At 36.5% G+C, this 25,053-nt stretch carries 17 protein-coding genes, 1 tRNA gene and 3 pseudogenes; 11 read left to right on the forward strand and 10 right to left on the reverse strand.

Features of this window, described 5'->3' with window-relative positions; translation table 11 throughout:
* Positions 1 to 61: 61 nt before the first annotated feature.
* Positions 62 to 1,270 carry a DUF1615 domain-containing protein gene (locus tag F972_RS02440; protein WP_004681152.1) on the forward strand — a complete coding sequence of 403 codons (1,209 nt, stop codon included), beginning with the start codon at positions 62 to 64 and terminating at the stop codon, positions 1,268 to 1,270.
* Entirely contained in the window at positions 1,237 to 1,911 is a 675-nt protein-coding gene (locus F972_RS02445; protein ID WP_004681153.1) for an HAD-IB family hydrolase, read from the forward strand. The genes F972_RS02440 and F972_RS02445 overlap by 34 nt, the downstream gene beginning before the upstream one ends.
* Positions 1,912 to 1,948: 37 nt before the next feature.
* Here F972_RS02445 and proB read toward each other — a convergent pair whose 3' ends face one another.
* From proB to F972_RS02480, 8 genes and pseudogenes are all read right to left on the reverse strand, one after another.
* Positions 1,949 to 3,082, reverse strand: a complete 1,134-nt coding sequence (gene proB, locus F972_RS02450) for a glutamate 5-kinase (RefSeq protein ID WP_004681155.1) — start codon at positions 3,080 to 3,082, stop codon at positions 1,949 to 1,951.
* A 15-nt stretch (positions 3,083 to 3,097) separates the two neighbouring features.
* On the reverse strand, positions 3,098 to 4,318 hold the full coding sequence (gene cgtA, locus F972_RS02455) for an Obg family GTPase CgtA (protein WP_004763873.1): 1,221 nt from the start codon (positions 4,316 to 4,318) through the stop codon (positions 3,098 to 3,100).
* Positions 4,319 to 4,442: 124 nt separating this feature from the next.
* A pseudogene (locus F972_RS15700) lies at positions 4,443 to 4,526 on the reverse strand (MFS transporter); the annotation flags it as partial.
* A gap of 177 nt (positions 4,527 to 4,703) precedes the next feature.
* Positions 4,704 to 6,161: a glyceraldehyde-3-phosphate dehydrogenase gene (locus tag F972_RS02460; RefSeq protein WP_004681159.1), complete on the reverse strand. Its 1,458-nt coding sequence runs from the start codon at positions 6,159 to 6,161 to the stop codon at positions 4,704 to 4,706.
* 246 nt (positions 6,162 to 6,407) lie between these two features.
* On the reverse strand, positions 6,408 to 6,992 hold the full coding sequence (locus tag F972_RS02465) for a lipocalin family protein (RefSeq protein ID WP_004681161.1): 585 nt from the start codon (positions 6,990 to 6,992) through the stop codon (positions 6,408 to 6,410).
* Between the two features lie 115 nt (positions 6,993 to 7,107).
* Positions 7,108 to 9,132: an excinuclease ABC subunit UvrB gene (uvrB, locus tag F972_RS02470; RefSeq protein WP_004681163.1), complete on the reverse strand. Its 2,025-nt coding sequence runs from the start codon at positions 9,130 to 9,132 to the stop codon at positions 7,108 to 7,110.
* Between the two features lie 126 nt (positions 9,133 to 9,258).
* The gene (locus tag F972_RS02475; RefSeq protein ID WP_004681165.1) at positions 9,259 to 10,419 is read right to left on the reverse strand and encodes an HNH endonuclease family protein; all 1,161 of its coding nucleotides are present in this window, start codon (positions 10,417 to 10,419) and stop codon (positions 9,259 to 9,261) included.
* Positions 10,416 to 11,666 carry an adenine-specific methyltransferase EcoRI family protein gene (locus tag F972_RS02480; RefSeq protein ID WP_004763875.1) on the reverse strand — a complete coding sequence of 417 codons (1,251 nt, stop codon included), beginning with the start codon at positions 11,664 to 11,666 and terminating at the stop codon, positions 10,416 to 10,418. The genes F972_RS02475 and F972_RS02480 overlap by 4 nt, the downstream gene beginning before the upstream one ends.
* Positions 11,667 to 11,838: 172 nt before the next feature.
* On the opposite strand from F972_RS02480, the gene F972_RS02485 reads away from it, so the two are divergent.
* On the forward strand, positions 11,839 to 12,639 hold the full coding sequence (locus F972_RS02485) for an A1S_2505 family phage non-structural protein (RefSeq protein WP_010589328.1): 801 nt from the start codon (positions 11,839 to 11,841) through the stop codon (positions 12,637 to 12,639).
* A gap of 36 nt (positions 12,640 to 12,675) precedes the next feature.
* Here the strand turns inward: F972_RS02485 and F972_RS02490 are convergent, their stop codons facing one another.
* Positions 12,676 to 12,855, reverse strand: a complete 180-nt coding sequence (locus F972_RS02490; RefSeq protein ID WP_004678032.1) for a hypothetical protein — start codon at positions 12,853 to 12,855, stop codon at positions 12,676 to 12,678.
* Positions 12,856 to 13,068: 213 nt separating this feature from the next.
* Here F972_RS02490 and F972_RS02495 point away from each other — a divergent pair, with 213 nt between their 5' ends.
* The 7 genes and pseudogenes from F972_RS02495 (at position 13,069) to F972_RS02525 (ending at position 21,706) form a co-directional block, all read left to right on the forward strand.
* Positions 13,069 to 14,304 (forward strand): pyridoxal phosphate-dependent aminotransferase, encoded by a 1,236-nt coding sequence (locus F972_RS02495; RefSeq protein ID WP_004681168.1) that lies wholly within the window; start codon positions 13,069 to 13,071, stop codon positions 14,302 to 14,304.
* 525 nt (positions 14,305 to 14,829) lie between these two features.
* Positions 14,830 to 14,905 (forward strand) — tRNA-Asn (locus F972_RS02500).
* Positions 14,906 to 14,965: 60 nt separating this feature from the next.
* A pseudogene (locus tag F972_RS02505) lies at positions 14,966 to 15,280 on the forward strand (DUF2726 domain-containing protein); the annotation flags it as partial.
* A gap of 116 nt (positions 15,281 to 15,396) precedes the next feature.
* Entirely contained in the window at positions 15,397 to 17,769 is a 2,373-nt protein-coding gene (locus tag F972_RS02510) for a hypothetical protein (RefSeq protein ID WP_004681170.1), read from the forward strand.
* Positions 17,753 to 19,978, forward strand: coding sequence for a hypothetical protein (locus F972_RS02515; protein ID WP_004681172.1), 2,226 nt, complete (start codon positions 17,753 to 17,755; stop codon positions 19,976 to 19,978). The genes F972_RS02510 and F972_RS02515 overlap by 17 nt, the downstream gene beginning before the upstream one ends.
* On the forward strand, positions 19,975 to 20,475 hold the full coding sequence (locus F972_RS02520) for a hypothetical protein (RefSeq protein WP_004681174.1): 501 nt from the start codon (positions 19,975 to 19,977) through the stop codon (positions 20,473 to 20,475). Before F972_RS02515 ends, F972_RS02520 begins: the two co-directional genes overlap by 4 nt.
* Positions 20,468 to 21,706, forward strand: a complete 1,239-nt coding sequence (locus F972_RS02525; protein ID WP_004681175.1) for a tyrosine-type recombinase/integrase — start codon at positions 20,468 to 20,470, stop codon at positions 21,704 to 21,706. The genes F972_RS02520 and F972_RS02525 overlap by 8 nt, the downstream gene beginning before the upstream one ends.
* A 53-nt stretch (positions 21,707 to 21,759) precedes the next feature.
* On the opposite strand, the gene F972_RS14970 is transcribed toward F972_RS02525, so the two are convergent.
* A protein-coding gene (locus F972_RS14970; RefSeq protein ID WP_154647840.1) for an IS3 family transposase occupies positions 21,760 to 22,889 on the reverse strand; the annotation gives its coding sequence in 2 pieces (ribosomal slippage) (positions 21,760 to 22,637 and positions 22,637 to 22,889; 1,131 coding nt in all).
* A gap of 613 nt (positions 22,890 to 23,502) precedes the next feature.
* On the opposite strand from F972_RS14970, the pseudogene F972_RS14975 reads away from it, so the two are divergent.
* A pseudogene (locus tag F972_RS14975) lies at positions 23,503 to 24,577 on the forward strand (IS3 family transposase).
* Positions 24,578 to 25,053: the final 476 nt, after the last annotated feature.

The following is a 25,053-nucleotide window of genomic DNA, read 5'->3' on the forward strand; positions in this document are numbered from 1 at the left end:
TCAACATAGTATACTTCATTCGCCCATTTGACTCATCTTTTTATGCGGTGTTGTCCTGATTATGAATAAATCGTTCCCAGCTAGTCCTTTATTTAAAACCTTTAGCATCATTGCAGCCTGCATCAGTCTCAGTGCCTGCGGTGACAACGCATGGTGGTCAAATGGTAAAGAACCTGAAATGGAAGCAGAGCAGATTAAGAAAGTCATTCCAGCACGTGTGAATGACCGACAATCCTGGGCACAAGATATTTTCGACATTATGCAGGAACTCAGCATTCCGAAAACCAAGCAGAATGTGTGCAGTGTGGTTGCTGTGGTTGATCAGGAATCGAACTTTGTTGCCGACCCTACCGTGCCTGGACTGGGTGAAAAAGCGGTACAGGAAATTAACAGCCGTTTAAAGGAAAAGTTTGAGGCCAAACTGGGTGAAACCATTGGTGGAACAGTAGCTGAGTATTTTGAAGATGTGTTGAAAAACCAGCCCTCTCCAGACAACAATTACATGAGCCAAATGCGTAAGGTCAAAACCGAACGCGAGCTGGATTTACTCTATCGTCAAATTTTTGACTATATGTCCAAACATTACCATGTCAGTGCATTAACAGGTGCTGCAAAACTGGTGGGTCAGGATATTGGTGAAAAGATGAACCCAATTACCACACTGGGTTCCATGCAGGTTCATATCAACTATGCCAAAGAACATAAACGCCAAAGCGGCAACATCGCTGAACTACGCAATGATCTTTATACCCAATATGGCGGTCTATATTACGGTATTCACCGTTTAATGGAATACCCTGCCGATTATGATAAGGCTATCTATCGTTTCGCAGACTATAACTCAGGCATGTATTCCAGTCGAAATGCGGCTTTTCAGCGTATGCTGAATGCAATGACCAAAACTGAAATCAGTCTGGATGGTGACTTACTGCTCTATACCAAAAATGGTGATATCAAGGCAACTCAGAGCCAGACAGAGAAAGAGCTTATTGCAATTTTTGCACAAAATAACATTCTGGTGACTCCACGCCAGATTCGTAGTGACTTAAAAAAAGAAAAAGAGAAAAAATTTGAAGATACTCAAACTTATTTAGCTGTACAAAAGCTATATCAAAATAAAACCCAAAAAGAACCAATTTATGCAACCATGCCACAAGTCGTTATTTCAGGACCAAAACTGAGTCGTGATTACAATACAAACTGGTTCGCAAGCCGTGTAAATGGACGATATGAGACATGCATGCAAAGAGCCAAACGCATAAAACTATAAATCTGGCCTTATTTGATTTTGATGGGACACTTTATCCCAAGGACAGTTTTACTGGATTTATTTTTTATACGCTTTCAAAACGACATATTGTAAAAAAAAGCTTGAAAATCCTACCGTGGATTCATGCCTATTATTTAAAGCTGTACCCTGCCCATGCAATGCGAGCACGCTTGTTTCAGAGCATGTTTAAGGGCATTGCAGCAGATTTTGTACAAAATTTGGCACAGGAATATGCCCTACAGCTTACTCAGAATTTAGATCAGAACCTATTGCAACAACTTCGCCTGCATCAACAACAGGGTGATCACATTGTGCTGGTTTCGGCTTCGATTGATCTTTATCTTGTGCCAATCTGTGAGTTTCTAAATATCGAATTAATCTGTACAGCAACAGAAATTAAGAATGGCCTGCTGACAGGTCATTACAGTTCCGAAGACTGTAGCTGTGAACAGAAAAAATTACGGATTTTGCAACAATACAATTTAGAGGACTATCAATATATCTATGCTTATGGAAATAGCGAAGAAGATCTGGATATGTTGTCATTGGCTGACCACCCGTACATGATGGGAGAAAATAAATCACTTCCAGAATTAAAATTTGATGCACTAAGAATTAGTCCCAATATAGAACGAACATAGAAAAACTCGCCTAAGCGAGCTGTTTTTCTATTTGTATTTAGTAAATCGCCATATGGTTACGGTGAATCATCTCTAACGAACGTGCCTCACCTAACACCTGATGCACTTTGTCAGAAGCCAAGCCTTTAACCAAATCTGCAGAACGCGAACTAAAATTAACACGTCCCACTGCCACACGATGACCTTGTGTATCTACACACTCCACCACATCACCACGTTCAAAATGCCCTTCAATCGCTTTAACACCCACAGGCAATAAACTACGGTGGTTTTCTTTAATGGCTTTAACTGCGCCATCATCAATCACCAAACGCCCTGCTGTTTGTAAATGTGCAGCCAACCACTGTTGATGCGCCGCGATACGGTCATTGTCGCTAATTAACAGCGTACCCAACATTTCGCCCGCCATTAAACGCGCCAATACGTTATCACTTTCACCACTGGCAATTAATGTTGGACAACCCGATTTAGCCGCTAAACGCGCTGCACGGACTTTAGTCAGCATGCCGCCACGCCCGAACTTGCCGCTACCACCCGCCATATCAAACAGACTTTCATCCAAAGCACGTACAGTATGGAACAATTTCGCATTTGGATTAGAACGTGGATCGGAGTCAAACATGCCTTGCTGATCGGTCAAAATAATTAATAAATCGGCATGTACCTGCCCTGCGACCATTGCAGCTAGAGTGTCATTGTCACCAAAACGGATTTCATCGGTTGAGACTGTATCATTTTCATTGATGACAGGAATCACACGCCAGTCAATCAGATTTTGTAAAGCATCACAGGAGTTGAGATAACGGCGGCGATCAGCAAGATCATCATGCGTGAGTAGAACCTGTGCGGTTTGAATACCATGCTGATCCAGTACGCTTGACCATGTATGAATCAAACCCATTTGACCAATGGCGGCACAGGCCTGCAAACTGGGTAGATCGGTGGGTCGAGTCGCAAGCTTCATGCGTACCATCCCTTCAGCCACTGCACCTGAGGACACAAGTATGATTTCATGTCCAGCATTGTGTAGATCTGCAATCTGTTTCGCCCAGTGCGAAATTGCATTTAAATCTAGACCTTGCCCATTTGCAGTGAGTAAAGATGATCCGATTTTAACAACGATTCGTTTACACGCATTGAGCTGACGTTGCCCATCGACCACTTCTATCATTTTTTCCTCGGTTCACTAGTCGCGTACGTAAATACTTTCTACGCCGCCTTCATCCTCATCGTCATCAAAGTCATCTTCATCGTCTTCCAGACCCGCTTCACGCTGAGCCTTACGCATGGCACGATAAGCTTCTTTTGCCGCGATAGTTTGTTCACGTGTTTCAGCCTCAAGCTGCTCACGGAATGCTTTAACTTCTGCTGCATACTCAGGATCTTCAACTTCACGTTCACGCTGTTGCTCAATTTGATCCATAAGGTAATACACAACTTCTTTGGTGCCTTCTGACATCAGGCCAGATGTCTTGAATACTGGACCTGTCCACTGCAATTCATCCAGAATGTGCTGGCACCATTCATCCCTTGATTCTTCAGCAATCTGGTCAAGCTTGTTCAACACCAGAACCAGTGGAAGTTTTGCCAAGGTTGGAGAGAATTTTTTCAACTCGCCCAGAATTGCTCTGGCATTGTGTGCAGGGTCAGAACCATCAATCGGCTGGACATCCACAATATGCAACAGGATACGGGTACGCGCCATGTGTTTAAGGAAGCGAATCCCTAGACCCGCGCCCTCTGCCGCTCCTTCGATCAACCCTGGAATATCCGCCATCACGAACGAACGGTGACGATCCGCATCCACCACACCCAGGTTCGGCACCATGGTGGTAAATGGATAGTCTGCCACTTTTGGCTTGGCCGCACTGACTGCACGAATAAACGTGGATTTACCAGCATTTGGCATACCCAGCAGGCCAACATCTGCAAGTACTTTCAACTCTAAACGTACTTCACGATATTCGCCCTTGATACCATGTGTGCATTTACGTGGTGAACGGTTGGTGGATGATTTAAAGTGTGTGTTACCTAAACCACCATCACCGCCATGTGCCACTTTGACACGCTGACCATCCTTGACCAAGTCACCAATAATGTCGCCAGATTCAGTATCCACGATGGTTGTACCCACAGGTACTTTTAGGATAACGTCCTCACCGCCACGACCTGAACAGTTCGCACCAGCGCCATTCTTACCACGTTCCGCACGGAATCGACGGGTATAACGGTAATCAACCAGCGTACCAGTATCATCATCGGCCTGGATATAGATACTTCCACCACGCCCCCCATCACCGCCATCAGGACCACCAAAAGGGACAAATTTTTCACGGCGAAAACTGGCTACGCCATTGCCACCGTCGCCAGCCTCTACGGTTATGACTGCTTCATCAACAAAGCGCATGTGCCAATCCTCTAAAATCTTAAAAGCGGACTATTCTGCCACATTTTAATAAATTTCTCGAATAGAAAAATCAGCAAATACGTTTCTAGCTTTAAAAAAGTGTTATTTCATTGTGTTATGGATGCCTATTCTTCAATGGAATATAAATATTAAAATGCTTAAGCACCCACATCGCAACATATACACCACTCAAGTTGGCCACCACAATTAAAGCAAATACCGTGAATAAACGTCTGAACTGCTACAATGAAGTATTCCTAACCAATCATCTTCCCTTGTCGCTATTTTCTTTTATTTTAATGTTTCTATCAGCATAGGTTCGGTGCAGTCTATAAAAAAGCCCAGTCGAAACTGGGCTTGTATTGTATAACTTTGCTAACGAATATTATGCATCTGTTTGAGCAGGAATTTTTGCATAGCTTACGCCGCACATTTGTTCAGCAATACGCAATACCTGACAGCTATAACCCACTTCGTTATCGTACCAAACATAGGCAGTTAAACGTGTACCAGAAGTGATTGTTGCCTGTGCATCAAACACACCAGCAGTACGCGAACCGATAAAGTCACTTGATACAACCTCAGTCGAGTTGGTATAACCGATTTGACCTTGTAGGCTAGAGTTGATTGAGATTTGACGAATGTATTCGTTCACTTCTTCACGATCAACTTCTTTCTCTAGGTTTAAGTTCAAGATTGCAAGTGAAACGTTTGGTGTAGGAACACGTACCGAGTTACCCGTCAACTTGCCTTTAAGACCAGGTAATGCCTTGGCAACCGCTTTTGCAGCACCAGTTTCAGTAATTACCATGTTCAATGTTGCAGCACGACCACGACGGTCAGCCTTGTGGTAGTTATCAATCAGGTTTTGGTCGTTTGTGAACGAGTGAACTGTTTCAACATGACCATTTAATACTTTGTATTTGTCATCTAAAACTTTCAATACAGGTGTAATTGCGTTGGTTGTACAGCTTGCAGCAGAGATGATTTTATCTTCATCTAAGATATCTGTATTGTTTACGCCGTATACAACGTTCTTCATCTCGCCTTTACTTGGTGCAGTCAAAACTACACGTGCAATACCTGCACATTTCAAGTGTTGGCTCAGACCTTCTGCATCACGCCATTTACCTGTATTGTCGATAAGAAGCGCATTTTCAATACCATAAGCGGTGTAATCCACTTGGCTTGGGCTTGAAGCATAAATAACTTTAATGAAGTTACCATTTGCAATGATGGCTTCATTTTCTTCATCAACAGAGATCGTACCGTCAAACGTACCGTGAATAGAGTCACGACGTAACAAAGAGGCACGTTTGGCCAAGTCACCATCAGATGATTTACGTACGACAATTGCCTTAAGGCTTAAACCACGACCCAGGCCTGATTGACTGATGATTAAACGCGCCAGAATACGACCAATACGGCCAAAACCGTAAAGAACAACATCTTTAGGCTGTTCAGAAGTTGCATTACCCTGAATTGATGCAACAGCATTGGCAACAAAAGCGTCTACATCACCGCCCTGATTTTGGTATTCAACAGCAAGCTTACCGATATCAACTTCGGCAGAACCGATGTTTTCAACTTTCATCAATGCTTCGAGAATTGGGAACGTGTTGACAACTGAAAGCTCAACATCAACCATACGTGTACGGCGGTGTGTTTTTAAAATCTGAATCACTGAGCGGTTAATTAAAGAACGGCCGTAAACAGAAACAACAATATTTTTCTCACGGTATAATTGACCAATTAAAGTAATCATACGTTCCGCGATTTCTTCACGGTTTTTCCAACGACCTTGGTGTTCTGCGTGTAGGGCAACGATAGTGTCTTTGCTCACAGTGACGTCCTCTAATTTATATATACTGGGCGTGAATTTTAAAACGCAATAATTGTAATAGAATTATCATCAATATTGAATCAAAAGCTGCTATTTGAGCTAAGATTTTGTCCTGATTGACTATAAATTCATAAAATACCTATAATTATTTTTTTGATTTTAGGTAAAATTCTTTTTCAATCATCATATATATAAAAATAAAAAAACCATGCAAGCATGGTTTAAACGAAATCAGTATATGTTAATTTAGCGATGTTCAGGGTAAATCACATCATGAATATCATAGCCCCATGATTTCGCATAATTTAAATATTCATGGATAATTTCTTTTTTCGGATTCGGAATACGGGAAAGCACCCATAAATACTTACGGCGTGGTTCACCCACCAATACCGTCTGATAATCCTCATCCAGTTTTAAAATCCAGTAATCCCCACGACCGACAGGAATCCAGCGCACACCCTCAGGTAAAAAACTGACTTTTAATTTACTGTTAAATGGCGCATTCACCACAAAGGCTTCACCTAGGGACTGTTGTAAATCACCATCCTGGTCAGCGCATTTATTGTCAACCACGATGTTGCCATTTTCATTCAGCGTATAGGTTGCCGTGACGTTAAATGCGCATTTACGCTCAAAAAACATTGGCTTTCGGGCCACCTCATACCAAACCCCCAAATACTTATCGAGTTCCACTTTCTCAACAGTGGGTAAAGGTTTTGCCTGAGCATAGGCAATTGTTCCTACAGCCAACCCCGTTAAAACCACACCGCCCATCGCTATCTTTGCTAAACGCCAACTTGCCTTTGGGAAACTTTTAATAAATGGCATGAGAAATCCTCAAAACAGAAATTTGTTATAAATGGTCATTCGTCCTGCAACATAGCCCAATTTATAAACAAATTCTGTTGCGATATGTATCGCTTTTGAGGATTTCTCTTAAAAATCAAGATTGCAGCATGTGTGCCTTTAAACGAACAATCTCATCACGGAGTCTTGCAGCCTGCTCAAACTGTAGCTCCTTGGATGCCTTTAACATTTCCTTTTCCAGTTTACCAATGTGCTTCGCAAACAGTTTTGGATCAGATAAAAGATGCTGTTCATCAGCACTGATGGCCTTGTGTTGATCAACAATTTTTTCATCAATCTGATCATCACTTAAAACTTCACCTGTATCAATTTCCTTGATCACCTGACGAACAGCACTGCGTGGGGTAATTCCATGTAATTCATTAAACTCGATCTGTTTATTACGACGGCGTTCTGTTTCATCCATTGCCTTACGCATGGAGTCAGTGATGCGGTCCGCATATAAAATTGCTTTACCTTTCACATTACGGGCAGCACGTCCAATGGTCTGGATCAGGGAACGCTCAGAACGTAGAAAGCCCTCTTTATCCGCATCCAGAATTGCCACCAACGACACTTCTGGCATATCCAGGCCTTCACGCAACAGGTTAATGCCGACCAGTACATCATGCACACCTGTACGCAATTCATGGATAATCTTAACCCGTTCAACGGTATCAATATCTGAATGCAGGTAAGCCACCTTGATGCCATACTCTTTCAGATATGAAGTTAGATCCTCTGCCATACGTTTGGTCAGTGTTGTGACCAGCACACGCTCATTCAACTGTTTACGAATATTGATTTCAGACAACACATCATCGACCTGTGTCAACACAGGGCGAACCTCGATCTCAGGATCAATCAACCCTGTTGGACGTACCACCTGCTCAACAATCTGTTCTGATTTTTCCAGTTCATAATATGCTGGTGTCGCGCTGACAAACACAGTAGTCGGTACAATACGTTCCCATTCCTCAAATTTCATTGGGCGGTTATCCAAAGCACTTGGCAAACGGAAACCATAATTCACCAGATTTTCTTTACGGGAACGGTCGCCTTTATACATCGCACCAATTTGTGGAACAGTCACATGCGATTCATCAATGATCAGCAAGGCATCTTCAGGAATATAGTCAAACAAGGTCGGTGGTGCTTCGCCTGCCGTACGACCTGAAAGGTGGCGTGAATAGTTTTCGATCCCATTGGTATAGCCCAACTGCTGCATCATCTCCAGATCATAACGGGTACGCTGTTCAATACGTTGTGCCTCCAGTAACTTGTCATGATCCTTGAAGAATTTAAGCTGGTCTTTTAACTCATCTTTAATGGTATCAATGGCACGGGTTAAATGGTCTTTCGGCGTAACATAGTGGCTCTTTGGATAAATGGTCACACGCGGCACTTTACGCACCAGTTTTCCAGTCAGCGGATCAAACCAGCGGATTGAATCCACCTCATCATCGAACAGCTCCACCCGAATCGCATCCTGATCTGATTCAGCTGGGAAAATATCAATAATTTCACCGCGAATACGATACGTACCACGTAAAAATTCAAGTTCGTTACGAGTATATTGCATTTCGACCAAACGACGAATAATGTCATCACGGCTGACCCGATCGCCCTGTACAATGTGCAACAACATTTGCATGTAGGCATTTGGATCACCCAAACCATAAATGGCAGACACCGATGCCACAATGATGGCATCACGGCGTTCCAGCAAAGCACGGGTTGCAGAGAGCCGCATCTGGTCAATGTGGTCATTAATGGCGGAATCTTTTTCGATAAACGTATCGGATGAGGGTACGTAGGCTTCTGGCTGATAGTAATCGTAGTAACTAACGAAATACTCCACCGCATTGTTTGGGAAGAAAGCCTTAAACTCACCATAAAGCTGTGCCGCAAGCGTTTTGTTATGCGCCATCACAATGGTGGGACGCTGGGTTTGGGCAATCACATTGGCCATAGTATAGGTCTTGCCCGACCCTGTAACCCCAAGTAGCAATTGATTACGAAAACCTTGTTCAATCCCACTGACCAATTTTTCAATTGCCTGTGGTTGATCTCCCGCAGGTTGATAATGGGTGACTAATTCAAAAGGTTGGTTTTCGCTCATAGCGGTATTTTTCTAAATTTTGACTCTTACATTTTATGGGGATGAATTAGGATTACACAATCTTAATTCACCCCTTTATTTATTGTTGATTAATAGGCTCGGCTTATTGCAGAAAATATAAAATGATTAGCGATTGCCTTTCGCACGATTATGCGTTTTACACAGCATTTCGCAATTCTTAACGTCGGTTGCTCCGCCTTTACTCCATGCCGTTACATGGTCTGCATCCATTTCGCTTAGTTTCCAAATTTTTGTTTTATTGGAATCATGTCCGATGGCACACAAAGAACAGTTTGAAGTTTGATTTTTCTCAGCTTCACTTTTCTGTTTTGTGTAGACTGATTTTTTGGTTGCTTCATCAAATACTCGAACATCAAGCAATTTTTTATCAACTGAACCACCAAGTATATATTCAAATACACCTTTACGATTTTTAACGTATGAATCTGCATAAAGGTCTTTGACCTGCTCAGATATTTTTTGCGGACTGTAGGGTTGTGTATGGTACATTTCATAAAGCCGTCCCCATTCCAAGCCTCGCATTTCACTTTCAACATCTTTAAATACCGCAGATACCCAATCTATAACCGTATTGAAATAGGTTTTTAATTCATTGATATTTGATTCATTTCGATGCCGACTCATATAGTCATCAATTTTGCCTTTACTGACCCAATCAAGTGCACGTTCCAAAAAATCTTGGCGAATTGCACTACCTAAAATATAGGCAGCCCATTTATTTACATTAGAATTTTGGCTATTGCTAAACTCAGCTTTAGCAAGTGTGACAAATTGCCCCGAATACACCGCATTGAGTAATTCTTGCTGATTAAGCGGAACACCTGCAATATTAATGGTTTTAAACCATGCTTTAATCTCTGTTTCAGTACCTTCGCATTCATAAATTAATAGTTTTGTTTGTTCAATTATTTCGCGTTTATCTTCAGATAGACTATTAAAATACTGCGGTTTTCCATCTTCAATTACAGCAAATTTATCGGTGACGTAACGCCCAATACTGGTTATGCGTTGTTGTCCATCCAACACTTCAAAACTATCCTCACCCACTTTATTAAAATAAATTAAACCCAATGGATAGCCTTTAAGTATAGATTCTATGACGGCGACATCTCGTTTTCCATCTGCATAAATGTAATTACGTTGATATTCTGGCTGAATGGTGAGTTTACCCGAAAAACCAAATAAGCCCTTGCCTTCTAGTTCGTTATAGACAAAACCTGCGCAAATATCCTTGACCGTAATAGCTGTTTTTAATGTTGTTTTCATATAGCTACATTCCTATGTTTTATGAGCACTCGTTGATAAACTTTTTCCAAAAGCCCATCTCTGTAAACAACTCCACTCGCATTTAAGTCATAAGTTCCCTTCTTTCCAAATTTGTCAAAATATGCTTGCTTGCATTCCACTGTATTATAATTTTTTGTTTTTAAATCATATAAATCTGCGTTTTCACACATCCCAACTATCTCAAACTGGTCAGGATTATATTTATCCAAAAAGCTAATGGGCACACCCATTACACCGTCATAATCACTAGGAATTGCACTAGTAAAAGGCACTTCTATTGCATCGTAATTGTCATAACTGTCATAATTGGTCTTGGCTTGCATTTTCTTATTAAACTTTAGGTTATCCAATATAGTCATCAGTTGTAATGGTTCATGGCGACGACCATGATCAAAATTAGTAAACCAACGCACACCTTTAATTCTTAAATATTTTCGGCCATCTTCACCAATCCGCCATCCGACAGCATTAATTGGATATTCATCTGGTACTTGGAACTCTCTATCGCCACTACTAATAGTTGGACCTAACCACATTTTATTATGCTTAATTAAAGGAAAAACTTCTTTGTAGGTGATTGCGTTCATATTACCGATAATGACGAATTTCTTATTAGCTTCAACAATCCAAGCTAAAAATTCACGAAATAACGAAAAAGGTGGATTAGTTATAATAATGTCAGCTTCGTTGCGTAATGCTTTAACTTCATCACTACGAAAATCACCATCCCCTTGTAAATAATCCCAGTCCAAATCATTAATATCAATTTTTTTATCACCGTTTACGTCACGGCTTAATGTAAATATTTTGCCATTTTGAACGGTTTTGTTTATATCAAAGTGTGAGTTTTCACTTTCAAATAAAGTAGGTTGATAACCTTTGTAACTTTTACTGTTAGCGGCATAACTTGTACTAATCAATTTTTTAATGCCTAATTCATCGAATTTTGCGGCAAAATATTTTGTAAAGTTGCTCCACTCTGGGTCATCACAAGGAAGCAGAATTGTTTTGCCACGAAATACATTCGAGTCAAAGTCTAAATACGCATTTATTTCTTTTTCTATGTCGTGATACTGGGTATAAAACTCATCGTTTTTTTCATTTTTCGCTTTAGTTAAGTCGCTGTTCGCTGTTCGCTGTTCGCTGTTCGCTGTTCGCTGTTCGCTGTTCGCTGTTCGCTGTTCGCTGTTCGCTGTTCGCTGTTCGCTGTTCGCATAATAATACAATAATCCTTAAAAATCAATATTTTAAAAAAATTAATGCTTTAAACTTACTTATTACCTAAGTCAATTTAAATAACTTTTGGGTAATCATACCTTAAAAGCATCTACTTTTTCACTTGACCAACTTCCGAATCAACTGCAACATGCAGTTATACTCAAATTTAATGATAACAATATGTCTTACCAATACCATGATGAAAGCATTGTCACCGAACTGCCCGAAGATACTGTTTTTGTATTTGGCAGTAACTTAGCTGGCACACACGACAGTGGTGCAGCTCGTGTGGCAGCACAACATTTTGCCGCAGTCAAAGGTGTGGGACGTGGCTGGGCTGGACAAAGTTTTGCGATTCCAACACTCAATGAACATTTACAGCAAATGCCACTATCACAAATTGAGCATTACGTAGATGATTTTAAAATCTATGCCAAAAACCATCCAAAAATGAAATACTTTTTAACAGCATTGGGTTGTGGTATTGCAGGTTATAAAGTCTCTGAAATTGCCCCTTTATTTAAAGGGATTCATTCCAATGTGATTTTTCCTGAATCCTTTCGTCCTTATATTGAAGAAGATGCGGTTTCCCAATTCCCTAATTTAACTGCCGAAACAGTGCATGCCTTTATTAATGACGAAGTCATTTTTTACTTCAATCACGGCTATGAATCCTTTGAAGAGGCTTTAGATAAAACCCATTTATCTGCTGCGGAAAAAGCAATTGCACTCGTTATTTTAAATGAAGAGCTTTATCCACGTGATCGCTACGGGCGTGGCCGTGAACATGAAATCACTGATATTTTAAGCAAACTGAATGGTAAGATTTTTAATTTCCAAAGTAATTCCGAAGGTGCGATGATTTTTGTTGGCGTGATTATCGCCTTAATGGAACTGTATGATATTGATGAATATGATTTCATGAAACTCTGGCGTGGTGAACTGGAAATACAACATCCACTCAACCGAAACAGTCATTAAAATAAAAAAGCCAATCATTCACTGATTGGCTTTCTTTTAGCGTTTCCCCATCGAACGGCGTGTACCACGTGGTGGCATCCAAGTCCGATCTGCATATTGCTCAGGCTTTGGGCGAACCTGATTATGCGCCACGTCCTCAGAATCATCTTGAGCAGATGGCATCGGGAATGGTAATTTCACCAAAGCTTTTTTGGCTTTTGGTTGTTGCGTACTCATTGAAATTCTCTCGAAATCTAAATTTCTAGTCGCTATTGTAATGGATTTTTGTCAGTTTTATAAAAATAAAATATGTAAAAAACCAAAGCTTTCATACAACTTATATTTTGGTAACTTTTTATGCGATTAAGGCAAGTTTTGACCACAATAACCTTGATTTAAGCTAAGATAAGCTGCTTTTTATTTTTCAATCCCATAAGAAGGAATAATGCCGTGGACGTACGTCTCTCTGATCGTGTCAATGCCATCAAACCGTCCCCTACACTTGCAGTAACAAACAAGGCCGCCGAGCTTAAAGCTGCTGGTAAAAACGTGATTGGTTTAGGTGCAGGCGAACCAGACTTTGATACCCCTCAACACATCAAAGATGCTGCAATTGAAGCGATTAACAAAGGCTTTACAAAATATACAGCAGTAGACGGTACTCCGAGCTTAAAGAAAGCAATTATTGCAAAATTAAAACGTGACAATAATTTAGATTATCAAGCAAACCAGATTTTGGTGTCTTGTGGTGGTAAGCAAAGCTTCTTTAACCTGGCACTAGCCTTGTTAAACAAAGGTGATGAAGTGATCATCCCTGCGCCATTCTGGGTAAGCTATCCAGACATGGTGATCATTGCTGAGGGTACGCCAGTCATCGTAAAATGTGGTGAAGAACAACGCTTCAAAATCACACCTGAACAATTGGAAGCTGCAATCACACCAAATACACGTTTATTGGTACTTAACAGTCCATCAAACCCAACAGGCATGATCTACACCAAGGCTGAACTAGAAGCTTTGGCTGATGTGCTGCGTCGCCACCCACAAGTATTGATTGCTTCTGACGACATGTACGAACCAATCCGTTGGGAAGATGAGTTCTACAACATCGCAACAATTGCTCCAGATTTATATGACCGTACCATTGTGCTTAACGGTGTGTCAAAAGCGTATGCAATGACAGGCTGGCGTATTGGCTATGCGGCTGGTCCTGCAAAATTGATTGGCGCAATGAAGAACATCCAGTCTCAGTCTACATCTAACCCAACCTCAATTTCACAGGTTGCGGCAGAAGCAGCATTGAATGGTCCACAAGACGTTCTTCAACCAATGATTGAGGCGTTTAAACGCCGTCATGACTTGGTGGTAAATGGCTTAAATGAAATCAACGGTATTTCTTGTCTCCCTGCTGATGGCGCGTTCTATGCCTATGCAAACATCCGTCCATTGATTCGTGCAAAAGGCATGAAGTCTTGCACAGAATTCTCTGAGTGGTTACTTGAAGAAACTGGCGTTGCAGTTGTTCCTGGTGATGCATTTGGCTTAGGTGGCTTTATGCGTATCTCTTACGCAACTGCTGATGAAGTTCTAGTGGATGCTTTAGCACGTATCAAGAAAGCAGCTGACTCAATTGATGGTGTAGATGCGGCGATCGCATCAATTGAAGCTGAAAAAGCAGTGAAATAATCATACTGTAAATTAAAAAGAAGCTTCTTAATGAAGCTTCTTTTTTATGTCTATCCTGCTATGTATTTAGCAAGTTCATCATCTTATAAAACCATAAAATATTGATCAAAGATCATCTCATTCTGGCCATATTATAGAATTAGACCGTGTTAGGTAAATGTGTGAAAACAGACAATTAAGCAATTTCAACTACTGTGTAATATTTTTCAGGATTCTGAATAATCTAGAGATAATTTTGTTGATAAAAGAAAAAATTTGAGAAAATAGATTGAATACAAAGAGTCGTCATTTTGATCTCCGATTTAGCCATTTTAGTGCTGGCAAGTTGGGTTAAATCCACACTGTTTAGATCAATATCCAAACATTCTTTCTATCTTGACTCTAGCAATCACTTGATTAAAGTTCAAGTTATTTATGCCATTTCACCTTAATTGTGCAAATAAAAAGCATACGATATAAAAATGAAAGAAACATGACATTTTTAACTTGACCGATTTTAAAAGCCACCTATAATGGCACTCAGATTCTCCCATAGCTCAGTCGGTAGAGCGACGGACTGTTAATCCGCAGGTCCCTGGTTCGAGCCCAGGTGGGAGAGCCAAGATTCTAAAAACCCACTCATTTTGAGTGGGTTTTTTCTTGTGGGTAATTTAATCAGAATATGTTTGCATCGAATCAATTCATTTTTGTACTGATTGGCTGTATCAGCACAGCACTACTTCTCATCAGTTGCATACGTTCTTTTTTACCCAAGCGACAATTCTTTCCCCGCCCTGTTATTACAGCATTTGAATCACAAATGTTCCTGCGATTAAAACAGGCATTTCCCCATTACCATGTATTGGCGCAGGTTGCCTTTAGTGCGTTGATTACAAGCGAGCATTACAATATCCGCAGCAAATTCAACCTCAAGGTCACAGACTTCGTTATTTTAGATCAGGAAATGCGGGTTATTGCGGTGGTTGAACTTGATGATCAGGGTATTTTCCTAATTTACTAAAGTTATCAAATAAATTCTTTATATATGTTTCATTGACATAGTCTACTTTTTGATCTCTAATGATTTGACAATCGTCACGGATACGACACTCTATGAAAGTTAGATATCTTAAGGATTATGATCATTCAAAGACATTAGATACAGCTAGCTATGACTGGCTAAAACAAGAAGAGAAGAAACTTAATAAACTTTCATCACTGGTACCGCTTTATTGCGCGTATATCGAATGTTTGAAAGGGACATCAAATAAACACTCAATATTCGATTTAATATCTTCTGAGGCACTAGAAAGCCATCTACAATGCTTTATAGGATTTATCTATACTGAATTGGATACAACTAATTACAATAAATACCATTATAGCTATGAGATTCAATCGGTATTCAATAAGCTAGCTTTGTTGCTAAATACAAGTGTAACTACAATTTTATTTTCACTTAATACAATAAGTGAAAATGTAGAAGAGTGTATCTTGCTATATAAAAAAAGCAAAAAAAATATAGAAAAGATTGAATATTATCGAGGTTGGAATATCTGCAGTAATGATAATAAAATCCTAAATCTCAATATCAGCATTATTTACGACACCTATGGAAAAGAGTTCACAAGTAAACTGCATCATGTAATGATCATTTATGGGAAAAAAGTAATATCAACGACCTTGTCAAAAAAAATTGGTTTTCTAATTAGTTTATTTAGAGTTTTAGTTATAATCTATCCAAATATTAAAGAAATACAGAAGGCAATGTCTTCAGAATATGCATTTGAAAGCATGCTTATTGTTTATAATTTATGCTTAATAGATGCAAAAATAAAAAACTATAATATCGGGCATTTTCACAAGAGATGGAGTTCTATCGTTGATATGTACAATGTATTAGTCAACTATGGAATATGGCAAGAACCTATTACAGAGATACTCAGGCCAATCTATAAAAAATGTACACATAAAAACACAACAACAAACTTAGTAAAAAATGAAAAAAAACAATTAATACACAATAAATTAGTCACACAGATTCCAATAAGTTATACTGATAGTGAAGCTAAAGAACTAATTTTCATTAAAATTATTAATGAAATTGACCATATAATATACTGTTCAGAATTACTCACACAAAAAACAAATGATAAATATAATTTTTTTATTGAATGTCTTAGCAAAGGAATTGTTAAAGTAAGCCAAAACAATAATTTAAAAAATAATGTACCAGTTGGAATTCTAAATAAAAATAATACATTTCGAACTTATTATGAAAGCCCTTTTAAGTACAAAACCCTTAAGAATTATCCTCATTTTTTAGGTATATCTGGTTCAGATAAGGAAAAGGATATTATTAAAGATGAAATTTTTTATTCAAGCTACAATACTTTATACCCTTTTCTTATACTATTAATTAATCAGCATCCTGCAATTACTGAATCATGGTTAATAAATTGGAAATTATATGATAATAAAAGTAATGTAGGTCTTTTTAAAATTGGGGAATCCTGGTACACCAAATCTTTTAAAAAGCGAAGAGGAGTAAATTATGCTGAACAATTAATTAAATTAAACTCTCAATCAGTAAAATTAATTAAAGACATCATAAAAATTACTAGTATTGCAAGAAATTATTTGAAATCTGAAAATAATCAAGATTATGAATACATGCTATTAGCTTCAAGAACTGCATTCACAGAACCACAAAGAGTAAAAAAAATTGAGAATGGCACCTGTACCACTCTCATTAATGGTCTGAAAAAATCATATGAAATAACAAGTTATAAAAAAGGTGAAATATTACTTAACGATGATGAAAGTAGTCATATTTTTCAAAATTTAACATTAACAAGATTTCGTGCAAGCTGTGCAGTACGAGTTTATTATGAAACGATGTCTGTAAATAAAATGAGTATAGCACTAGGCCATAAGGAATATAACCCTACATTGATTGATTCATATCTACCTGATACTCTATGGAAATTTTATACGAACAGATGGGTACGAATATTTCAAAATGCTCTTGTTTATGAATCAATGAAAGACTCAATTTACTTATTTGAGTCTGTAGACTTTACTAAAGAAGAACTTGATAAATTCATAAATAATCATGCATTCAAAGATATACCTTATCATATTGAAAAAGGATTTCATGAAATAAATATTGAGAAAAAAAATAATGACAATAAAAATAGTTATATAGGTATTTATTTAATAACAGTTCCTCTTCTACAAATTTTCCTAGCGATTAAATACTTTTTTGAAAAGACATCTTTTAATCATAAAAACATAAAAAAACATTTAAAATGGTGGTATATAAGTGCAAATTATGTAATATCACATATTGAAGCATTTCAAAACAATTTAAAACAATGCCTATATTTAACAAAAGATATTATAGAAATGTATGAGATAGCAAAAAAAAACCCAATCAACAATAATATAATCAAAGGAATATTTGTAAATGATAGTAGACAATGAATTAAAAGAAATTTTTTCAAACCCTAATAAAAACATAGAAAACATGTCAAAGACAGAGCTTCTCTTATTAAAAAATGAGATGATATGTAACCCTAATAATTATGGGTTAATAGAAAAATCTTTTGAAAAAACGTCTACTATACACAATTTAAAACTATCAGATGTAAGAAATCCTACTTGGTTTCATAATAATACAACATTTGAATCCAATATATGGATGGTAAAACTAAATAAAGTGATATTAACCATCAATTTCGATAAAATAAAAATTGACAACAATACTTTACTAACAGAAAGACCAGAAATACTGAACACTTTCAAATTCTGGCTTTGCATTCAAAGCCATCCTATTTACAATGAAGGATTTTTATTAAAAACTCAGACTATAAGTATCAATTTAACAAACACAATTTATTTTATAAATTCCATTTTGATTAATTCTCATATTTTAGAATTAAGCAAATATGGTTTAAATAAAATAAGTGAAGATTACATAATAGATTATCTAGTCAAAATTTCAAACCATGGAAAAATCAATGCATCAATAAACTACAATGAATTTGTTACAAATTTTCTTAAAGAAAAAATGAAAGAAATAGATATACATGATGTAATTAAATTTGAAGAAAAATATCCTTTTTTCATCAATTACAATCATAACGATGAACTTAAACTGACATTAGAAGAACTAAGAAAATCTAAATACTGGCTTTATTGTAATGAAGGTTATTCTACATATAGTCCCAATAAAGTAAAAAAGAATTATTTCATTAAATATCTTGAAGATCGTATCATCATATTTAATCAACAACCAGTTGCTTTCCAGCAACTAAACTTAATCGATGACAAAAGTAAAACTGAGTACTTATGTCTTCCTTATACTACTAGTGATGATGAGCATTTTTCATACCAAGACCTTCAATCTCAAATAAAAAACTTAAAAAAAATAGTCTTTGTTCACTCTCAAAATGATTGTGCTCAAATCAGTATATCTAACTTTAATACTATCAGTATGAAAAGAATAAATAAAATAACCCCTTTAAAAGATTTAGGAAGATTTGCAACGCTACCTGCTGATGTAACATTTAAAGCTATACGTGATTCTTTTGAATTTATTCATATGTATTTAGATATATTGCTCGATACGATTATTAAATATTCTTTATTCATAAAAAATAAAGAAGGAAATTTTGATAACTTTTATGAGAGTTCAAAATTTCCAGGCACATTAAAGAAAATAGGTATTAAAGAGTTAAAAATAACTAAAGATCAAAATTATTTTATAAATTTACGTAGCAATCATGGATTTATAGATTTTTACAATATTCTATTAGGATCTATATTAGTTGCATTAGGAGCAATCACTGCTAGACGTAACTCAGAAATTATTGAATTACACCCATTAGATTGCTTATTACCACAGTATATTGATCCATTATTAACAGATTTTAAAGAATTTGAAGTTATATTTGATAATCGAAAAAGTGGTGTAAGTGGTATTAATTTTCATCGTGAAAAGATGTCAAGACCTATACCAAGCATTATTGCAAAAGTCATTTATAAAATTAAAAAATTTAATGAAGTCATTTTAAAAAATAATCTTTCCACATTATCAGAAATCAACTTGATCAATAGCTATTCTTATAAGCGGAATACATGGAGTAAGTTATCTAATAATAGCTATAGCAACTTGCTAAATTTATTTTGTGATTATTTTCAGACAAAAAAAATAGAGTATTCCCCAAATGAATATAGAAGATATTATATACGTCAACATCAATTAAGACGTTTTTTTGCAATGATGTTTTTTTGGTCAAAAAGCTTTGATGGCTTAGACACATTACGTCACTTCCTCGGTCATACGGATATTGAACATTTATATCATTATATTACTGAACCATTAACGGGCAGTGTTCTCAATGGTGTGAAATCTCATACAATTACTGAAGCCTATTTAGGTAGATCTGGTCCAATTGTTAAAAATATTGAAGACTTACGTACAGTTTTATTAAATCATTTTAATGTTAATGACTTAGAGATTATCAGCATAAAAAACTTTGATTCTACAAACAAGTTATTAAGTAAGATAAACTATCTCATTGATGAACATATAATTGACCTTCAACCTAGATTTTTTACTACCAAAGACAAAAATAATAATATCATTCAAGAATTTGAGCTAATATTAATAATTGAGGATGAAATATGAAAAAATTTAATGACTATGAAGTTGAAAATTCAATTCAATCTGAAATAGATTTTCTTAAACTTATAATAAATAAACCCCAAAAATATATAAATGATAATTATATAAAAACTGCAATTTCATCTCAAAAAAATATGGCAAAATATGTTAATAATGAATATGGAATTATTTCTCTATCACTTAACACACACAAATTATACGTAAATAAATATTCAAATATGACCTATACTCAATTTAATGAATTGAGAATAAAAGCTTTATCTTCAATTATCACATCCCCAATTACTATAAGAAATAAAACAAAAGAATTAGAAAAAGAAAATAATAACTTAAAAATCAATAACTTAACGCTAATTAAGATCATATATGACCTAAAGTCAATAATTTCTAATTTAGCTTTAAACACAAAAAACCAATATATAATTGATGAAACTAATAATAAATTAAGGTATTTTGAAAAATTATTAAACTATGTGAATGAGGATGCTAATTATGAATAATAAAAAACTATATTCAATGGTTAGCAATTTATCATTACCAAATTACCTTTCCACATCCAAGCAAGAGATAAAATTTCTTAATATTAACACCCTACCATTTTTATTTTTCCCTAACGGTGTCCCATGCTATGAAGCAAATTCATACCTTATTTACAAATTAAAATTTGGTTATTCTCATAATTATAATGGTGGTACATACAGGATATTTGCTAATCATTTGAGTCACTTTATAAGATTCACCTTTTTTTGCAAAAAAATAAAAAAAATTTCACAATTTGATGATGATATATTTTCGGATTTTATGGATTATCTGCAAGATAACCCTCATGTTCGATCTAATAACCAAATTATAACTATTGGTTACCAAATTATTGATTTTCTTTTTTTCGTTGCAGAACTTTATAATATTAATAATTTTATTGGAATTGGTAAAAATAATAGAATATCTTTAAGTATTAAAAATAAAAAATTATCTCGAGAAAACAACAAAAAAAGGGCTAATCCTAGTTATTTTCATTATTCCTTCCCCCCACCTTCACCTAAACGCAAACGTTATCCTGTCTCACTCGATGACTATAATAGACTTTTGAATCATATAAATAGCTCCGAGAATGAGCCATTAAGACTTAGAAACTTATGCATTCTCCAAGCGCTTGAAAATACAGGCGGTAGAAGAACAGAAGTCTGCTCTATATCCATGAATTCTCTAAGATCAGCTTTAAAGAGTGAATCAAACTCACCTTTATTAGAAATAATAAATTTAAAAAATAATCGATTAATTAAGACAAGGGAAATCCCTGTTTCAAGAACTTTTTTACTCAATTTACGCTTTTATGTTCAATACTATAGAAATCCGATACTGCAAAAAAAGGGTATTAATCATGATTATATTTTTATTTCCCACACATCAGGTCAACCATTACAGCCAGATACTTTGACTACTTATATGAATAATTGGTCCAAAGAGGCAAATCTTTCCTCCCAAGTTTGTGCTCACATGTTCCGCCATAGATTTATCACAGAAAAGTTTAAATCTTTAATTTTAGAACACGAATTGTCGAATGGTGATGAATTTCGAAAAATGCTATTAAATACCTATCGATTAAAACAAATTATGCTTGAATGGACTGGTCACAAATCTATCATATCTTTAGATACATATATAAATTTAGCATTTGATGAGCTTTCTGAAATTGATAAATTAAAAGAAAGAATGATGTGGTTCCGTTAATTAGACCACTCAATTCAGTTTTATAAGTGATAAATCCGCTCTAAATATTTAAATCATGCTGCCATTACTTTTAGTAAATGTTGATCATAAAATTCATTTGGTGTTGCCTTATTCAAACTTGAATGAGGACGTATCATGTTATAAAAATCCAAATATTCAGCAATTGATTGTTTCGCTTGTTTAACCGTATCGTAAGCCTTCAAATAGACTTCCTCATGCTTCAAGCTGCGCCATAACCGCTCAATCATCACATTATCTCTCCACCGTCCTTTCCCATCCATACTGATACGGATATTTCGCAATTTTAACTCATTCAAAAATGCCTCGCTTGTGAATTGACTGCCTTGGTCTGTATTAAACACCTCAGGACAACCATATTTCACAATTGCTTCTTGCAACGCATCTATGCAAAAGTCTGTTTCCATACTGATCGATACACGATGAGCCAGTACTTTACGACTATGCCAATCTATAACTGCACACAGATAGACAAAGCCTTTAGCCATAGGAATGTATGTGATATCTGTACACCAGACTTGATTAGAGTGATCGATGACCATGTTTTTCAACAGATATGGGAAAATACGGTGTGCAAGATTAGGCTTACTGGTATTGGGTTTTGGATACAAGGCATGTATTCCCATCAAGCGCATTAAACGTCGGACTTTACGCCGACCTATTTGATGCCCTTGACGCTGTAGCATATCTCGTATCATTCGACTGCCCATAAATGGGTAGTCGAGATGAATTTCATCGATCAGACGCATCAAACTCAAATCAGTTGATGAAATCTCTTTGGGCTTGTAATACAACGTACTGCGATTGATTTGAATCAATTGCGATTGTTGTCGTACCGAAAGTTGATGGGTCTTATCGATCATTTTTTGCCGCTCAGCTGCCCTATTTTTCTGAGCGCACTTTCTAAAAAATCAATTTGCAATGCCTGATGTCCTATCTTGGCATGTAGAGCTTTGAGGTCAATCTCAGGTTCTTGTTGTGCTGTTGGTCGTGAAAAAATATTGATTGATTGCTCAAGCAGTTGATTTTTCCAATCGATGATTTGGTTTTGATGTAAATCGAATTGAGTAGAAAGTTCAGCGAGTGTGTGGTCGCCTTTAATTGCTGCGAGAGCAACTTTAACTTTAAACTCTGCTGAATGATTACGACGTTTTCTTCGTGTCATGGTTGACTCCAAAAACAAGCATTTCCCATGCTTATTGGGGAGTAGATTATCACTTATAGACGTGGTCTAAAATCCTAGAACCACATCAGAATACTTGCAACCCCCTCTAATCATGTCATCAACACACACATTAATTTTTTAGAAAACTCTTTAAATAATAATCTTCCAATTGATCCTGTCATATTACGTGAACTTATTGAACAACTTAAAAATAAAATGGAATAAACTAGGCAGATTCAATAACGAAGTGCAACACATTCGTATGTGGTTGAGAAAGTTAGAATGTATTAACTTTATTTAGGCTTTGTTGCATAAACATTGGCTTTGTCGCATAAACACTCAAAATCCGCCCCCTAAGCCATTAAAATTTAAAAATATTTTGGGTATGCAGTCGACCCAATTCTGTGAATTTATTCAATACAGCAATTCAAGTATGAATTGATTGACCCGCCTTCTAAAATGTCTTGTTATCAGTTGATCTCAGAATAATTTGATACAATGCATATTAGTTTCTACAAAACTTCAACGATGATAACTGATCGGTAATCTCCCCTAAAAATAATTGAGCTTAAAAGTGGAAAATCGAATAGACCTTGATTTAAGGAGATTTTCTATAAAAACATCTAAATATTCAGACAGCTTAATCATGAGTATTTTGAAGCAAGCTGAAGCAGGTACGCCTGTACCAAACCTTTGCCGCGAACACAATATGAGCTCTACCACGTATAAGTGGAAGACCAAATATGGCAGCATGGATCTTCCCATGATGACTCGTCTCAAAGAGTTAGAGACTGAAAATGCCCGTTTAAAATGAAGGTACGCAGATGAACGACTTAAGTCAGATATTTTACAGGATGCTCTCTCAAAAAAGTTTTAAGGCCTGTTCAACATAAGATCATTGCTCAGCAAGCTGCTGAGCAATGTAAGATTTCAATCAGCATAGTCTGTTTAATTTTTAAAGTGAGTCAAACCTGTTATCGCTATAAAGCATTACTGAAAGAGGAAAATGTTCCAATTGCTGAGTGGATGGTTAAACTAACAAGCGAAAATAAAACGTGGAGTTTTAAACTCCGCTTTCTGTATTTACGTAATGTCAAAGGCCATCGCTGGAATCACAAACGCGTATATCGAATCTATAAAGAACTTGAACTGAACTTTAGGATTAAGCCGAACAAGCACATTAAGCGAGAGCAGCCAGAACCCCTTACAGTACCTACCTATAAGAATGAGTCATGATCAATGGATTTTATGCATAATCAACTGAGTGATGGTCGTAGCTACCGAGTTCACAACATGATTGATGATTACAATCGAGAGTCATTAGAAAATCTGATTGACTTCTCATTACCTGCTGAGCGGGTACTTAGAGGACTGGATCAGCTTATAGCATGGCGTGGCAAACCAAAACGAATACGCAGCGACAATGGCCCAGAATACATTAGTGATTTAATGGAAGTATGGTGTAAACAGCATAATAGTATTTAGCATATCTTCACTCAGCCTGGTCATCCGCAGCAGAATGCCATGTGGAGAGGTTTAATCGTACTATTCGCTACGAATACTTAAATCAGTATTTATATCGAGATCTTAGTAAAGTTCAGGACTATACGACTGACTGGCAATACTTTTATAATCATGAACAACCTCATATGTCAGTTGATGGTAGTTCACCTAATTTTAAACAATGATAAGGGCTTCGGATTTTCTACTCATTAACTCAATTAAAAATGGGGGGGTATTAGGTGTACTAGCTCAAACCTGATCTGACAGTTATCCACTTTCAGTGTATCTATCTGATTGCTCTAATTGAAATAATGAAAAATACTTTGTGCTCTAAAGCTAATTTAATGTAACCTTTAGAGCAATAATAAATATTTAAAAAATAATCTCTACATTTAAACAATAGCAATTCTATATTCAGCCATTATGATATATTTTCGAATATAATATCTATAGCTAGTAACTCTGATTCCAGTGTTAAAAGTTTATGATCTCGCTCTTTCATAAATGAAGCAATTTTTTCCTGAATCTTGGGGTATAGTAATAAATACTTCTCTGTACACGACAAAAATAGATAACTCATTGAAATAATGTCATAATAATTGTTTTCTAACGACGAATACTATGACACATCTCAATGAGTTATATCTTATCTTAAACAAAT

This window comes from Acinetobacter sp. CIP 102529 (assembly GCF_000368325.1).
In the GTDB taxonomy this organism is placed as follows: domain Bacteria; phylum Pseudomonadota; class Gammaproteobacteria; order Pseudomonadales; family Moraxellaceae; genus Acinetobacter; species Acinetobacter parvus.

What these genes read in the sequence shown, in the direction of transcription:
- F972_RS02525 (WP_004681175.1), top strand. Translation starts at nt 20,468, where the DNA reads ATGAATAATAAAAAACTATATTCAATGGTTAGCAATTTATCATTACCA.
- F972_RS02440 (WP_004681152.1), top strand. Translation starts at nt 62, where the DNA reads ATGAATAAATCGTTCCCAGCTAGTCCTTTATTTAAAACCTTTAGCATC.
- F972_RS02490 (WP_004678032.1), bottom strand. Translation starts at nt 12,855, where the DNA reads ATGAGTACGCAACAACCAAAAGCCAAAAAAGCTTTGGTGAAATTACCA.
- F972_RS02445 (WP_004681153.1), top strand. Translation starts at nt 1,237, where the DNA reads ATGCATGCAAAGAGCCAAACGCATAAAACTATAAATCTGGCCTTATTT.
- F972_RS02465 (WP_004681161.1), bottom strand. Translation starts at nt 6,992, where the DNA reads ATGCCATTTATTAAAAGTTTCCCAAAGGCAAGTTGGCGTTTAGCAAAG.
- proB (WP_004681155.1), bottom strand. Translation starts at nt 3,082, where the DNA reads ATGATAGAAGTGGTCGATGGGCAACGTCAGCTCAATGCGTGTAAACGA.
- F972_RS02475 (WP_004681165.1), bottom strand. Translation starts at nt 10,419, where the DNA reads ATGAAAACAACATTAAAAACAGCTATTACGGTCAAGGATATTTGCGCA.
- F972_RS02485 (WP_010589328.1), top strand. Translation starts at nt 11,839, where the DNA reads ATGTCTTACCAATACCATGATGAAAGCATTGTCACCGAACTGCCCGAA.
- F972_RS02520 (WP_004681174.1), top strand. Translation starts at nt 19,975, where the DNA reads ATGAAAAAATTTAATGACTATGAAGTTGAAAATTCAATTCAATCTGAA.
- F972_RS02510 (WP_004681170.1), top strand. Translation starts at nt 15,397, where the DNA reads ATGAAAGTTAGATATCTTAAGGATTATGATCATTCAAAGACATTAGAT.
- uvrB (WP_004681163.1), bottom strand. Translation starts at nt 9,132, where the DNA reads ATGAGCGAAAACCAACCTTTTGAATTAGTCACCCATTATCAACCTGCG.
- F972_RS02515 (WP_004681172.1), top strand. Translation starts at nt 17,753, where the DNA reads ATGATAGTAGACAATGAATTAAAAGAAATTTTTTCAAACCCTAATAAA.
- cgtA (WP_004763873.1), bottom strand. Translation starts at nt 4,318, where the DNA reads ATGCGCTTTGTTGATGAAGCAGTCATAACCGTAGAGGCTGGCGACGGT.